This is a genomic window from Variovorax sp. PBL-H6 (assembly GCF_901827155.1).
Lineage (GTDB): Bacteria > Pseudomonadota > Gammaproteobacteria > Burkholderiales > Burkholderiaceae_C > Variovorax.
The window spans coordinates 825955-839194 of the sequence record NZ_LR594660.1; the positions used below are offsets into that span (position 1 = coordinate 825955).

General features: G+C 61.2%; 14 protein-coding genes. 1 reads left to right on the forward strand and 13 read right to left on the reverse strand.

Annotation, left to right across the window (positions count from 1 at the left end; all coding sequences use genetic code 11):
* Nucleotides 1-33: 33 nt before the first annotated feature.
* The 11 genes from G3W89_RS32600 to G3W89_RS32650 form a co-directional block, all read right to left on the reverse strand.
* A complete protein-coding gene (locus tag G3W89_RS32600) occupies nt 34-1413 on the reverse strand; it encodes a TraB/VirB10 family protein (protein ID WP_068673564.1) in 1380 nt (459 codons plus the stop codon).
* Nucleotides 1406-2155, reverse strand: a complete 750-nt coding sequence (locus tag G3W89_RS32605) for a type-F conjugative transfer system secretin TraK (RefSeq protein WP_068673566.1) — start codon at nt 2153-2155, stop codon at nt 1406-1408. The genes G3W89_RS32600 and G3W89_RS32605 overlap by 8 nt, the downstream gene beginning before the upstream one ends.
* 13 nt (nt 2156-2168) lie before the next feature.
* Nucleotides 2169-2759, reverse strand: a complete 591-nt coding sequence (locus G3W89_RS32610) for a TraE/TraK family type IV conjugative transfer system protein (protein WP_068673568.1) — start codon at nt 2757-2759, stop codon at nt 2169-2171.
* A gap of 17 nt (nt 2760-2776) precedes the next feature.
* Nucleotides 2777-3070: a type IV conjugative transfer system protein TraL gene (locus G3W89_RS32615; RefSeq protein WP_068673570.1), complete on the reverse strand. Its 294-nt coding sequence runs from the start codon at nt 3068-3070 to the stop codon at nt 2777-2779.
* Nucleotides 3071-3143: 73 nt separating this feature from the next.
* Nucleotides 3144-3452, reverse strand: coding sequence for a TraA family conjugative transfer protein (gene traA, locus G3W89_RS32620; protein ID WP_068673572.1), 309 nt, complete (start codon nt 3450-3452; stop codon nt 3144-3146).
* Between the two features lie 134 nt (nt 3453-3586).
* Nucleotides 3587-4171, reverse strand: coding sequence for a lytic transglycosylase domain-containing protein (locus tag G3W89_RS32625; RefSeq protein ID WP_162570701.1), 585 nt, complete (start codon nt 4169-4171; stop codon nt 3587-3589).
* A gap of 15 nt (nt 4172-4186) precedes the next feature.
* Nucleotides 4187-4546: a hypothetical protein gene (locus G3W89_RS32630; RefSeq protein WP_068673576.1), complete on the reverse strand. Its 360-nt coding sequence runs from the start codon at nt 4544-4546 to the stop codon at nt 4187-4189.
* 110 nt (nt 4547-4656) lie between these two features.
* The gene (locus tag G3W89_RS32635) at nt 4657-5142 is read right to left on the reverse strand and encodes an OmpA family protein (protein WP_102906932.1); all 486 of its coding nucleotides are present in this window, start codon (nt 5140-5142) and stop codon (nt 4657-4659) included.
* A gap of 10 nt (nt 5143-5152) precedes the next feature.
* On the reverse strand, nt 5153-5779 hold the full coding sequence (locus tag G3W89_RS32640; protein WP_068673580.1) for a hypothetical protein: 627 nt from the start codon (nt 5777-5779) through the stop codon (nt 5153-5155).
* Nucleotides 5776-6168, reverse strand: coding sequence for a hypothetical protein (locus G3W89_RS32645; protein ID WP_068673582.1), 393 nt, complete (start codon nt 6166-6168; stop codon nt 5776-5778). Before G3W89_RS32645 ends, G3W89_RS32640 begins: the two co-directional genes overlap by 4 nt.
* A gap of 83 nt (nt 6169-6251) precedes the next feature.
* Nucleotides 6252-8399 carry a helicase C-terminal domain-containing protein gene (locus G3W89_RS32650; protein WP_068673584.1) on the reverse strand — a complete coding sequence of 716 codons (2148 nt, stop codon included), beginning with the start codon at nt 8397-8399 and terminating at the stop codon, nt 6252-6254.
* A gap of 397 nt (nt 8400-8796) precedes the next feature.
* Here G3W89_RS32650 and G3W89_RS32655 point away from each other — a divergent pair, with 397 nt between their 5' ends.
* Nucleotides 8797-9510 (forward strand): DNA-binding protein, encoded by a 714-nt coding sequence (locus tag G3W89_RS32655; protein WP_068673586.1) that lies wholly within the window; start codon nt 8797-8799, stop codon nt 9508-9510.
* 494 nt (nt 9511-10004) lie between these two features.
* On the opposite strand, the gene G3W89_RS32660 is transcribed toward G3W89_RS32655, so the two are convergent.
* Complete coding sequence (locus G3W89_RS32660; RefSeq protein WP_162570700.1) at nt 10005-10973, reverse strand: ParB/RepB/Spo0J family partition protein; 969 nt, start codon at nt 10971-10973, stop codon at nt 10005-10007.
* A 4-nt stretch (nt 10974-10977) separates the two neighbouring features.
* Nucleotides 10978-12234: a ParA family protein gene (locus G3W89_RS32665; RefSeq protein ID WP_162487200.1), complete on the reverse strand. Its 1257-nt coding sequence runs from the start codon at nt 12232-12234 to the stop codon at nt 10978-10980.
* Nucleotides 12235-13240: the final 1006 nt, after the last annotated feature.

Consider the following 13240-nt stretch of genomic DNA (forward strand, 5'->3'; position numbering starts at 1 on the left):
CGGCTGCAGCGGGTGGTGGCGCCGCCGTGGCCATCAGTTGTTCGGCTTGACTTCTTGAACGAACTGCGACTCACCCGTTCCCCAGTTCAGCGAGACGCTGTTGGTGAAGACGATGGTCCCGGTTCGTCCGGTGTCGATGGACACCACCGGGAAGATGGCTTGCGCCTCTTTCAGGTAGAACTCCGCGATTTGCTGCGCTGCCGTTTGAGCGCCAGAGAGGCCGGACGCCCGCAACGCCGCCGCACCGCCCAACGAGCTCATAGTGGAGCCTGTCGACAGGTTGGACGTCACGGTGCCCTGGGCCTGACCCAGTGCACCGGAGAGACCCTGTGCAAAACCAGCGAGGAGCGCCTTGCCAAGGCGTGCGCCTTGACGGTCCATCACTTTGCCGCGAAGCCCTAGCTTCCCGTCACTGTCCACCACGTAGCCTGCGACTTCCTGCGACAGAATCAGGCGGTCGCCCTTATCCACGCACGAGAGGCGATTGAACCGCACGTACACCCGCTCGGCAGACAGGTCGCCGTAGCCGTTGCCCAGCACGAAGCAGTTCTTGAGGCGGTACTTGGCGGCACCAGGCAGCGTGGCCTGCTCCGTCACGTTCATCAGAACAGGCATCGGATTCGATTGCGTCGTCACCGACGTACCCGCGTCCAGGCCGTTGAGCAGCACGACGGGTGCGAAGCCGCCTGCCGGCAGGAGCCCGGCAGACTCGTTCTTCTTGTACGAAATCTTCGAGTTGACGGAGGGGCCTCCTGCGGGTGCGACTGCAGCGCTGGTGTCCTTCACCTCGAAGACCATCGGTGCGACCGGGGCGGATTGCATCGTTGGCGTAATGGGAGGCAGCGAAGCGCCAGACGCACCGGGGCCTGCGGGAATGGGAATCCCCCCTGCCGGCCGCGCGGGCGCAGCCGGAGGCGGCGGGGGAGCCTCTGGTGCTGCGAGCGAGCCGATGCCGCCACTGTTGCCTTGGCTGGGTGGGGGCACGACGCCGGCAGGCAGGGGCGTATTCGACCTTGCACCGGTGCCGCCGTTGGCAGCCGCATTCCGGGCAGCAAGGTCTTGCTGCGCGACGCGCTCCTTCAGCGAGAGGTTGTCGGACTTGAGCTGCTCCAGCATTTGCTTGAAGCCCTCCAAGTCCTTGCCGAACTTGGCCTCGAACGCCACCTTGTCCGCGTTGGGCGGGGTCACGTTAATCATGGCCGCCTCTTTCTTCGGGCCATCGGGCAAGTTCGACTTCTTGTCGGAGAAGGCGGCCGTGCTGATGACGGCGACGCCCGCCAGGCCGACGGCGACATAGAGCCAGCGACGTTGGACGTTCTTTTGCTTGCCGCCGACCTTGATGGCCGATGCGGACGCGGGTGCCGCCTTCGACTTGTTGTTGATGAACAGTCCTGGCTTTTTGTCGTCACTCATCGCCGAGCTCCTCCACTACGAACAGTTGCGGGCTGCTGTTTGCGTCCACGGTGTCGCCGTCCAGCAGCACAGCGTTGATGCCTTCACGGTAGAACTGATTCGGGCTGACCACGGCGGTCTGGTCCTGTGCAGCAACCAGCGAGAAAACCAAGATTCGCTTGGCGCCGTCGCTCCAGCCCGCCATTGGTACGACCGTGAACTTGTCGAAACGGGTCGGCCGGGGGAGGCTCACGGGCTCGAAGCCGCTCGGCGGTTCGCCGCCAGTCGTCAGCGTCTTCAGCAGCTCGATATCCGCGCCGCGCGGCGAGGACCCCTTTTGTCCGTCGCTCACGAGAGGGCCTTGGGTGCGCGCGGCAGACGGGGGCTTGAGTCGAGCACCATTCACTGGGTAAGTGATGCCTGGCACAGCCTTGGGCACCACGCGCAACTTCTCTACCTTGCCGCTTTGCAGCTCCACCACCATCTGTACCGGGCGGTCGGCACCACGCGTGAACTGCAGCAGTACCTGGGTACCGCCCGAGAGCGTGATTGGGTCGCCGGAGACAGGCGAGCCCGCCGGGAAGATGAAGCGCTTTGCAGGTTCGCTGAAGACGAAGGTATTGAATTCGTAGTCGGACACCGTCACGACGCCCGGCTCGGGCAGTTCGATGGTGGCACCCTTGACGGGCTCGACTTGCTTCTTCGCGGGGGCAGCGAATGCCGTAGCCGAGAGCGCAAGCCCAGCGACGAGTGCCAGAGCCACGGCGAGTGGCTGCTTATTTGTCTTGTTGTTGACGCAGGTCGGCGACATGCAAGTACCCCTTGTAAACCTTGTAGGTGATGACGTAAGTCAGCTTGGCGCGCAGCGTTTCCTTGCCGCCGACCCAGCGCAACTGGGTGCCATCGATTTGGACGCGCTTGCCGTCCGGAGAGACCTTGACTTCGGACGGATAGAACGACTGGGTCACCCCCCGACGCTTGAAGTCCTCGGCCTGCGCGAGCAGTGGCTCGCGTTGTTCGCCATACAGGTCCTCCGTGAGCCGGTTCAGGAACCGGGTCGTTTGCGTAACGACGTTGTCCGGAATGAAATTCAGGATGAGTGAGGCATCGGACATGGCCGCGTTCGCCATGTACTCGGAGCTCGTGCCGCGAATCTCGCCGTTGGTGGTCACGGTGACACGGGTGCCGGAGGCGGCCAAGTCGTGCGGCACGAGAACCACAGGCGTGTTGCGCTGCTGATAGATGAGCGCGCTGACCAGGAAGATGACAGCCACACCAAGGGTGTAGGTGGCGCTCTTCCAGGCCTGCGCGGTTTTGAACGCGTTTGCGACGCTGTCCAGGTAGTTGTTTTGTTTCGGGTCTGACATGTGTTAGGCCTGGTGGCTTACTCGGTAAAGTCGTTAAGCCACGCGGGTTTAAACCTGGTCTTCAGCGGCGCGTCCAGCTGTAGCCCGTGCGCCCACAAAAAGTGCTGCATCGCTCCGCGCTTGGAGCCACGCTTGAGATACCGGGCGCCAATGAGTACGCCGCCGCCCATCAAGACACCGAGAATCCACATGTGCGCGATGATTCCGAAACCCATCAGAATCAGTGAAAGCGTGAACTCCAAGGGGTCCCAAAACATGATTGGGATGGGCGACTCGAGGTCGAAGGGAAAGACGTGCGACTCTTGGTCCATGCGCTACTTCCGGGGGAAGGAAAGAGAGAAGAGAGATAGGGGCGGTCTCCCGCCCCTACTCGTCAGGCCGCGCTTAGATGAGGCCGCCACCCACCATGATTTGCTGGATGATGCTGGGGCCCCAGTGCAGGAAAGCACCGCCAGCGATACCCGTCAGCGCGGGCATGGGGCTGTTCTTGGCAACGCCGATGGCGCCGCCCATGAGCAGCATGGTGGTGGCCAGGCCAACGCCCAGGGCGCCTGTGGTCCAACCGTCCACGGTCTTCCAGAAGCTGTAGAACGCGTCGTTCTGGTCCAACTGGCCAGCGAACACCGCCGGGGAGGCACCGGCCACAGCCAGCGCAGCGAGGGCCTTGCCCTTCAGGGTACGGAGAAAAGTCATTTAAAGCTCCTTGCTTCGTTGAGGTGATGTGTTTGCAAACACGCGCTCGAGAGCCGGAGCCGTTGGTTCAGGCAGCGAGTGCCTACCGTATAGCGATGGGTTTATACAACCCGGAAGTTTTTTCTGAGCTAGCGCTATTCGCTTCCCGTCTCGTCCGACGATAGGGAAAAGACGAGTTGTTTCGGCTTGGCCGGAGAGGCCTGCGCTTGACGAATAGGCGAAGTGGCGGCGGCGGTGGGGGTTCCATCCGCGGTGCGGCGAATACCGCGCTGCGCATCGACATAGTTCTGGAAGCCCCACCAGAAGCCGATGACGTCGCTGGCGTACTTGTGGCCGATGCGATAGCGGTTCGGCGTCCAGTTGTTGGGCCCGATGTTGTAGGCCACGATGGCGTTGAACCAGTCGCGCTTCTTGTTGAAGTTGTCGCGAATGATGTAGGCGCTCGCGTTGATGTTCGTGCAGAAGTCGTCGCGCAGATGCTCCTTCCTCAGGCCGAACTTGGCGAAGTACTCGACCCACTTCGTGTTGACCTGTGCGGGGCCGAGGTCGAAGCTTCCGTCGCGATTCTTGCTGCTCGCGCCGACCCGCCCGTTCTCCTTTCGAAGAATCGCGTGCAGGAGTAGCTCCGGTACGTCGTAACGCAAAGAGGCCTGTGCAGCGCACTGCACGGCCTCTCGCGTGACATGGGCGTACGGAGGCAGCGACGGAATCGCGTCCATGGCCCAGGTCGGGGTTTACTCGGCGGCGGCTGCGGCGGCCTCCGCCGGCGTGCTCGGTTCGTCCAGGATGAACACGCGGTCGGCGACCAGCTCGTTCGAGAGGAACTGGTCGGCGTCCAGGGTCTTCACGACACCTTGGATGTGGCCGTTGATTTTGACGGTCTGGCCGACCTTGAGGCGGTCCTGCAGCTTCGGGAAGCGGTAGTTGGGGATGCGAACTTGGCCGGCGTTGATGAAGTCGACGACACCGCCGCTTTGTTCGCGCACCGGGCCCCACTGCACCATAAGCACAGCGCTGGCGCCCTTCTTGGGGTCCTTGGGGGTGGACACCGTAATCTTGCGGATTTCACCAACGATGAAAAGGTCGTGAATCAATTGAGTCTCCTGGGGGTACTGAGTCCGCTGCTTTCAGCGGGGGTTACTGGGGCTTTTTAAGGCACCCCTTCTATAGAAGATGCGTTTATATGAGCGCGTCTTCCTTGCACTCAGCGCTCAAATACTTCCACCCGCTGGTTCAGCGAGGCGCCCTCGGACGTGTGGCTGCGGGGCACCTCACTCGAGAACGACCGCACCGCCTCGACCCTGTGGCCGCGACGCTTTAAGTTCGCGGCGACAGCCTGGGCACGCCGCTGCGCCAGCTTGGCGGGATTCTTTTCGCCCGCGCCCGCGTGGCCGGCGACCAGGACGGTTGATTTCTTGTGAAGGCCGCGCAGCTCCGCAGCAGTCTGTTTGCTGATGAGCACAGAGTTCTTGGCGAAGTCGACGATGACTGTGGCGCCCTCCACCGGCATGGCGTGTGCGGCCTGGTACCCATTGGTAGGCTCAAGGGGTGGGAGCGGCACCGGGTCCGGCAGCGGCGTGATGGGCGTTTCGACCGCAGAACGGGACAAGTCCCAGTTGGTACCGCCGACGACGTCGATGTGGTTTTGCCGAACGTTCTCGTGCTGGACGTGGGCGGGGACTTCAATCATGGGCATGCTGTTACTTCGCGAGAGTTTTCACTTTGGAGATGACTTCATCCCGAAGGCGCGTCAGCGAGCCTCCAGGCACGGAGGTGGGGTCGACGCTGGAGACGGGCCTTCCGTCAACGACGATGACGTAGGCAGGAAGGCTCTCAACACCGACTGACACGGCAAGGGTTGCCGCACGAGAAAGTGCGCCCTTTCCGCGCGGGCCCCGTGAGGCCTCGAAGAGAGCGGTGAGGTCCTTCTCCGGCATGTCCCCCAGCTGCTGCTGGAGCCAAACCAGCACCTGGTTTTCCTCGCCCAACGGGATGCTGAGGTCCTGCGCGCCACGGTAAATCGCGTTTTTGATGGTGTCAGCCACCGCCGGCGAAACGCCTCGAGCGGCGTAGTAGACGCGCTCTTTGGCGCCGCTCTCGGCCGGGTCAACCGGAACCGGGCCGCGCACGAAGCTCCCGCCGACGGCCTTCACCGCACTTTCGATAGCAACGTCCTGGGCCTCTGCGGCGCGGCAGACCGGGCACGAGAACGACATGATTTTCACGACGTCGACCGTAGGCGCGGCGCTGGCGAGTGAGGGCAGCATGAGTGCGCAAGCCCAGGCCAGCCCGACGGCTTGAAGGAAATGGCGGCGTTTCTTGGTCATTTTTTCTCCGGGGCGGCGGGCGCGGCCGGCGCTGCGGGGGTGGATGAAGCGGGCGCGGAGGCGGCCTTTTGCGCCGGGTTAGCAGCAGCGTCGTCGGCCGGCTTCTTCGCGTCAGGGCTGAGGCCCTGGGTAGCGAGCCACTCGTTGTAGGCGTCCTGGTAGATGAGGCGCCAGGTCACGTAGCGGCAGCCGTAGCCGAGGTTGTTGAACCACCCTTGAACCTTCGTCTGCTGTGAGGGGACCACCAGCGAAGACAACGACGTGGTTGCGTTCCCGACCCAGGCAATCGGAGCGCAGCCCCGTTCGATGCGCTTCTCCGGCGATGCGGCCAAGAAAATCCAGGCGACGAACGCCAGGAAGATGAGGCCAAAGAATTCTTTGTGAAGCATGAGGGGCAGCCCTTGCGGGCAAGTCAAGACAGTGCCCCGTATAGAGCGCCCCTTTTATGCGGCGGCTCGCCGCGGCTCCTTTGCTACTTGACGGCGACAGGCCGCGGCAGCCGCAAAGCAGGCATCGACCGTTTGCGAAAGCCTGGCAGGGCCTCCAGCATCTTTCGGCCCCACTGGGTGTAGATGAGCCGCTTGTCGAAGACCACGATTCGGCCCCTGTCCGATTCACGGCGCATCAGGCGGCCCACCATCTGGATGAGCTTGGTCAGTGCGTCGGGCATCGCACGTTGGGCGAAGTACTCCTTGCCCAAGACCTCGGCGAGCTCCTGCTCGACAGGCGAGGTCGGGACTGCGAAAGGAATCGCGCAGATGATGACGTTCACACAGTAGGCGCCGGGAAGGTCGAGGCCCTCCGCCATTGTTGCCAGGCCGCACAGGATGCTGCCCCGTCCCCGGTCGATGCGGTCCTTGTGCTCATGAATCAGTTCCTTGATGCCAAGGTCGCCCTGAGCAAGAACCGCGTTTCCGAAGTGCTTGTTCAATGTCGGCAGCAGCGCGTTCATCAACGAGCGCGATGGAAACAGGATGAGAGTTCCCTCGGACGCATCGATATTTGCCGGCATGTTCAGCTGCAGCTCCTCGATGTACTTCTCCCGTTCATCTTGGCGCGGGCTGTACTTCATGTCGATGAGCTCGATGGTGTTGTTGCGGTAAGGGAAGATGGGGTCGAGCTTCATCGTGCGCAGCACGTCACCGACACCGACGCGTGCCCGGAAGCGGTCAAACCCGTCGAAATCCTGAAGCGTTGCCGACACCATCGCGACGATGGCCCGCTCGCTGTCCCACAGCAGGCGACGCAGGACGTCTGCGCCTTCGAGCGGCGACACGTGAATGCTCGCCACCTCCGGCGTGCCGCCTTTGAACACCCAGCGAACTGCCCGGTCCGGCGCAGAGAACAGCTCGAGCCCCTTGACGATGGATGACAGCTGCGAGCCGAAGAAGGCGCACTGGTACAGGAGCTCGCCTATCGGCCCCTTCAATTCCGGGCTCTTCTCCGGAAGATTCGTTTTCTTGAGGGCCGCGCTGGCCTCCTTGATGCTCTCTTGCAAGAGCCGCGCATGGTCCAGCGCATGGGTCGCGGCCTTCAGCACGGAGGTGTCGAGCTTTCCGGCCGGGAAGCGATACTGATTGGTCTCCGGCTCCACCGTGATGGTCGACAGGGAGTCCTTCAAGCCAGCGAGCCCGTTCACCAGGCCACCGGTGTCGAAATCGTGCGCGCTGAGCTTGGCCTTCTCGAACAGGCGCACCAGCTCCCCCTTGCGCTGCCACCCCTTCGAGAAGCCGGCCATCCGACCGAGGTTGGCAACGCAGTCGTCGAGCACGAGGTTTGCCGAGCCTACGTCGATTGCCTTGTCAGGCAGATGATGGGCCTCGTCAAAAACGAGGAGATAGCGGCCGCCGGGGAACAGAGCATCGGTGGGGCTTTCCTTGGCCATGGCCAGGTCAGCCAAGACAAGGTCGTGGTTGGCCACGATGATTTTGGCTTCCGACAGGACCCGGCGCGACGCCAGGAAGGGGCACTCGCTGTGGAACTCGCACTTATGACCGAGACAGGTCTCGGACTTGGCTGCCACTTCCTTCCAACTGCCCGGTGTCTTGTCCGGGTAGCTGTCGACGTCCCCGTTCCAGGCGCCGCCGCGCCAGTGGTCGAGCATTGACTTCACGTCGACGGACACATCGACGTTCTCGTTGGAGCCCTGGTCGAAGAAGTCGAATTGGTTTTCCGCGTCGCCCTGGTTGGAAATGCGCTCGGCCGAGTTGACGCAGAAATAGCGACCGCGGCCTTTGGCCACGACCGCGTCCCGCTCGCTTTGAACAATGCGCGCCTTGACCAGCGTTGGAAGGTCGCCCTGCATGATTTGGGTTTGGAGGCCAACCGTCGCTGTCGCGATGACGACCGGGACCTCCTTTGTGGTCCGCAGCTTTTCCGAGGCAGCGATTGCGCCGACCAAGTAGGCGATGGTCTTTCCGGTGCCGGTGGGTGCCTCGGCAGCGATGGGCTCGTCGGCCACCATTGCACGGCAAACCTGCCGAGACAACTCAACCTGACCGTCGCGGACGATGAAGCCGGGGAGCTGGCCAAGCCGCTCGTAGCACTCGTCGATGAAGGTAAAAGCCGCGTCGGATGATTCGAGGCGGCTTGCGTTTGCGATTGGAATGACCTGTCCCATACTGTCCAATAGTTACCAGGGCCCGAGAAGGCCCAACCTTGCGACAGAGTAGAAAGAGGCTTTAAACGCCTTCGCCGCACCGGTCCGAGAAAGCGGTTCAGGTGCTAGCCGCCCTACCCTCGGCTGCTTGCGCCTGGACCCAGGCGCAGCTATTTACACCCGTTACGCTTGCCACCTGTTACGCAGGCGATGGCAAATTCAATGTTTCACGGCATTTTCACAAGGTGGCTTGCAGTTGTGAATAATCGATGTGTGGCAACGACTTAGCGGCTTGGGACCGGTCGAACGGCGAGTTGACGTGTGTGGATGTTTCACGAAATGCACCAGTTTGCGGCTTAGCTGGGATAATCAGGCCGTAAATCTTTACGCCAAGTCTTAAGCCACCACCACCACAACAATGGCAGCAACCCCCTCTGATACCCGCAAGCGCGTTCGGGAAATTGCCGACCAGCTCCTCGCCGCCGGTACAGCCCCGACCTCCACTCTGGTGCGGAAGCTGCTTGGTAAGGGCAGTTTCGAGACAATCGTCGGCGAGTTGAAGCTGTGGGAAGCTGACCGCCAGCGCCCCCTGCCGAACAAGCGAGACCCCACTGCTGAGGCCCTCGATAGGGTGGGAGCTCAGCAAGCCGCAGAGTTGATTGCTCAGGCTGCGGACGCCTCGAAGTCACTGACTGCTGCGGTTGCCAGCGTCCGCTTGGCAGCGTCAGAGATTGCAAGTTTCCCTGCCCTGGTTGCCACCCTTACAGAGCAGGTGAGAGCGCTCACGCAAGTCGTCGAGGACGACCGGAAGGCGATGAGGGACGAACTCGCAAAGGCGAATGCGCGCTACGAAGGCGTCCAGAAGTACGCCATGACCGCTATTGAGGCGGCCCGCGCCGAGAGTCGAATGCTCCAGGAGCAACTCGCCCAAACGGGGGATAAGACTGGTGCCCGCGAATCGGCTTATCGTCAGCAGGCTGAAGACCTCCGGGTCCTCGTGCATCAGCTTCAGGGTCGCCTAGCTGAGCAAGGTAAGCGCAGTGACGACGTTGTTGTGCCTCCGCGACTCGACTTTGACCAAAAGCGTCCTGTACGTTTATCCAGTTATGAGCCCACTGGGCGGACCACCTAGACTGGCCGCCTGCGGCACCGCTGTCCCCAAGTATTTTGGTTGTCCCTAGTAGGGACAACACGACTTGCTGCCGAACCCGCCCCGTCCAGGTAGGGACTCAATTCACCTGTCCTACTCGCCGGTCGCTCGACGCTTGCACGCTGCTCGCGGACGTCGAAGGCGTGGTGGCAATCTGTCCCGGGGAATTTAGTTTGTCCCTACTAGGGACAAAACGCCTCCACGCCGCTGCTGGAATTCGAAAATGCGCCGCTGCGGGGTGACTCTGTCCCAGGGAATTTAGTTTGTCCCTACTAGGGACAAGACGCCGTCACGCCGCTGCTGGAAGTCGAAAATGCGTCGCTGCGGGGTAACTCTGTCCCAGGGAATCTAGTTTGTCCCTACTAGGGACAACGTGCGAAGCAGACCTTGTTAGCCTCGCCGGCGCATGCAGCTCATTGTTCTCGTGTGGGTCAGAGGGGCGCCAGAAAAGCAAAGGGGCCCGAGGGCCCCTTACTTCAGCTGAGCGATTTTAGTTTTGCGATGCGGTCCTTGATGAGCTCAGTAATGATTCTCTCAAGTTCATCAGCTTCCTGCGCTGATGTGAAAGCCATCGACAACAAGCCGTCCCGGCGTCTAATTCGGACGTAGCGCGTACCGTCAACCGCTAGGTCCGTACTTGGCTGCCTCCGGCGTTCCGCGTTCTTCTCTTTTGGGGGGGCTGTCACCCACGCAGGCGCCTTGCTTGCCTTCAGCTTACCCTCCACGACCAACTCGACGGCCTGAACAACGCGGTCGCCATGGTCCTTTGCAAGCGCCGCGAGCAGTTCGACCACGTTTGCCCCTATGGCAGACGGCTTAGAAGCAACCAGCTGGCGGGCTGCGGCAGGCAAGCGTTCGAACGAAAGCAACCTGGCGACCTGCGACTTGCTGAGCCCTGACTCTGTCTCGAGCTCCCGAACTGTAAAACTGCGACTAGCCTTCCGCTGCGCGAGGCCCAAGTATTTCGCGTAGTCCGTCAGTTGAGGCGCAAGAAGATTGTCATAAAACGTGACTCGTTCGGCCTCATCATCCGACGCTTCACGGATGGTGACAAGCCACTCTTCCCGACCCAGCTCAAGCAGAGCTGCCTTACGATGACGCCCGGCCAGAATCTGGAACCGTCCGGCGGCGGCCGGGCGTAGCTGCGCCGGTGTCGTTTGCGGGTTCTCCTTTAGGTTCGCTTTCAGGTTCGCGACGCGAACGGGGTCGAGAGGGCTTGAATGAAATGGCCCGTCATCGCACAGGTCTAGCCTGATTACCAGAGCCTTGCCTTGTTCTTTCTTGAGCCGTTCAATCTCCGCCTTGCTCTCAAGGTGCCCGCCCGTCAGGTTCATCAGCTGAGTCGGCGCAGGCAATGGCCGTTGCCGCACCATAGCCGGCGACGTCGGACCTGACAGGACTGCATCGCTGATTGCGCTCAGTTGTTCTCTGCCTTTTGTTGCCATCTTGTTACTCCTGTTCGGTCGCCGGAATCTGCCACACCTTCCGGCGAGTCATGAAATCAATCTCATCGACCAGCTTGTCGTAAGCGTCGCGTGCGCGCGAGAGCGTCTTAGCAGAACCCGCGTACCGTTCGACGTCGTAGACAGTGGAGTACTTGGCCCCTTCCATTCCCACGGCGGCCGTGTCGGGAATTTCCGTTTGCGTCAACATGTCTCCGTAGGAACCTTGCATCCACTTGAGAATCTCCTTCGTATACATGCGTTGGTGGTTCACCTTGCTCGGCACTGCAGCCACCCACGCGAAATCCTTCTGGCCCAACGCCAATCCAGTGCTTAGCTCCGACAGCATCGTCCAGAATTGCGCAGAGCTGACGAAGTCGATGCCTTCGGGCGGAAGCGGCAGGAGCAGCGCGTCGGCTGCCCAAATGGTTGTCATGTTCATGTACGACAGCGCCGGCGGGGTGTCGATGATGATGTAGTCGTACTGTTCACGAATCCCGGCATCAAGCGCCTTGTTCAGCACGTCCCAGAACTTGAACTCCTCGCCCCGGTTGTTTGCTTCCAACTGCCGCAAGGGCAAATAGAACTCACCCTGAGCAATCGCATGTGAGGCCGGCACCAAGTCAATCCCGTCCCAGTACGTCGCTTGAATCGACTCCTGCAGTGTGTCCCGTGCAATCTCGGAGGTCGCGTGCATCATTAAGGGCAGCACTGTTTCGCTCTCGGGTATGAACCCCGGCGTCAGGCCGAAGAGGGCAGACATTGACCCTTGCGGGTCGTAGTCAATGCACAGGACGTCATAGCCCTTCAAGCTCAAGGCCTGAGCCGTGCTCATGGCGGTCACAGTTTTACTGACCCCGCCCTTGAAATTGGCCACCGTTATGGTGGCGCCCGGCAAGCCGGGGGGACGGCCTGGCTTGCGGGTCGCCTTGACCCAGGCGCGGGCCTCAGACAGGGTGAAGCGGCGATTGCGCTCACTGCCGCCGTCGGCTTTGCCCTTGATGCCATCGCTCAATCCAGGTTCGAGCCCGCGGTCGAGTAGACGCAACATCTGGTCGCGAGACCTTCCGCATAGTTCCGCCAGCTTCGTCGCATTGAACTCCGGCGCCTTCTTGGCGGTTCCGCTAAAGAGATATTCTTTGAGCCGAGCTGTCTGGATTTCCAAGCGCTCGCCCAGCGCCGTTATGTCCTCCATGGTCACTCGAGAACTGACCAGGCTCACCGGCAACTTGTCGGCAAGTCCATCCTCAATCGCGCTATCCATAAGCATCCTCTTAGATTGTTAGTGACCGCCACAAATGCGCAGTCGCGTTGACGAGCGGATTCTGCCAGCACTTTTGTCGCTTGCGTGCGAAATACCAAAAAACTGACGAAGGACACGCGAAAACGGCACGTTTACGCCGTCTCCCAAAAATTAGCTCACCTTTGCCGGCCTGCGTTCGGTGGTCTGGTCGCCAACTCTCCCACCTGACAACAGCTTAGCTCTCAAAGCTCGGCTCCGTCGAGGTTGGCACCATCCGTAAGCTAGCGCTCGTTGCTGATACCCTGGCCTTCGTTCAGCATCTTTCGTATCGGTTTTTGGCTCCCGAGCGCGGGTTCGACGGCTCCTAAAGGTGAGTGGATTTGTTATCCACAGGCGGCCGACAAACGCTCACCTGACCAACAAATCAACACACCACAAGGCGGACAAGGGCTCACCGAACCCCGACACCCTCCGCATATCCACAGCCCTGAGCCCGAAAACGCCTCCCAATCAGCGTAAAAGCGCTCACCCGATTGACGCTAACACGTTGATTCCTCACAGCAATTTCAACAGTAAACAATTCAACGGCTCAACAGGAGTCTTCAACAGAAGAAGTCAAACAGCAGTCATGTCTCGGTCCATCTGAAGACGCGAACGCAAAGCCTTAAAACTCACCGTTAAGGCATAATCGACGCCAATGACCACCCTCCCATCCTCACCGCAAGCTGTATGGCCGCTGCAGGCTAGCCTGCTGGCAGGGGATGGCGAACCTCCGCGGCCCGCGAGACGACGTGCTAAGAAGGGTTCGAGCGATACAGCTGGAAAAGGGAGTGCAGCCGAAGGGAAGGAACTCGACCGGTTCATCAAGACCGTCGCTCCCGACGGCGGATACCTACGTAAGCCAGTAGAAGCGATTCTTGTAACGCCCAAGGAAGGTAAGCTGACGCTGCAGGCTCGGCGATTCCACAACGTTCTCCTGAGGCATGCCCAGGCAAGCCCATTGCCCGCGCCCGGGGAACGCTTCCAG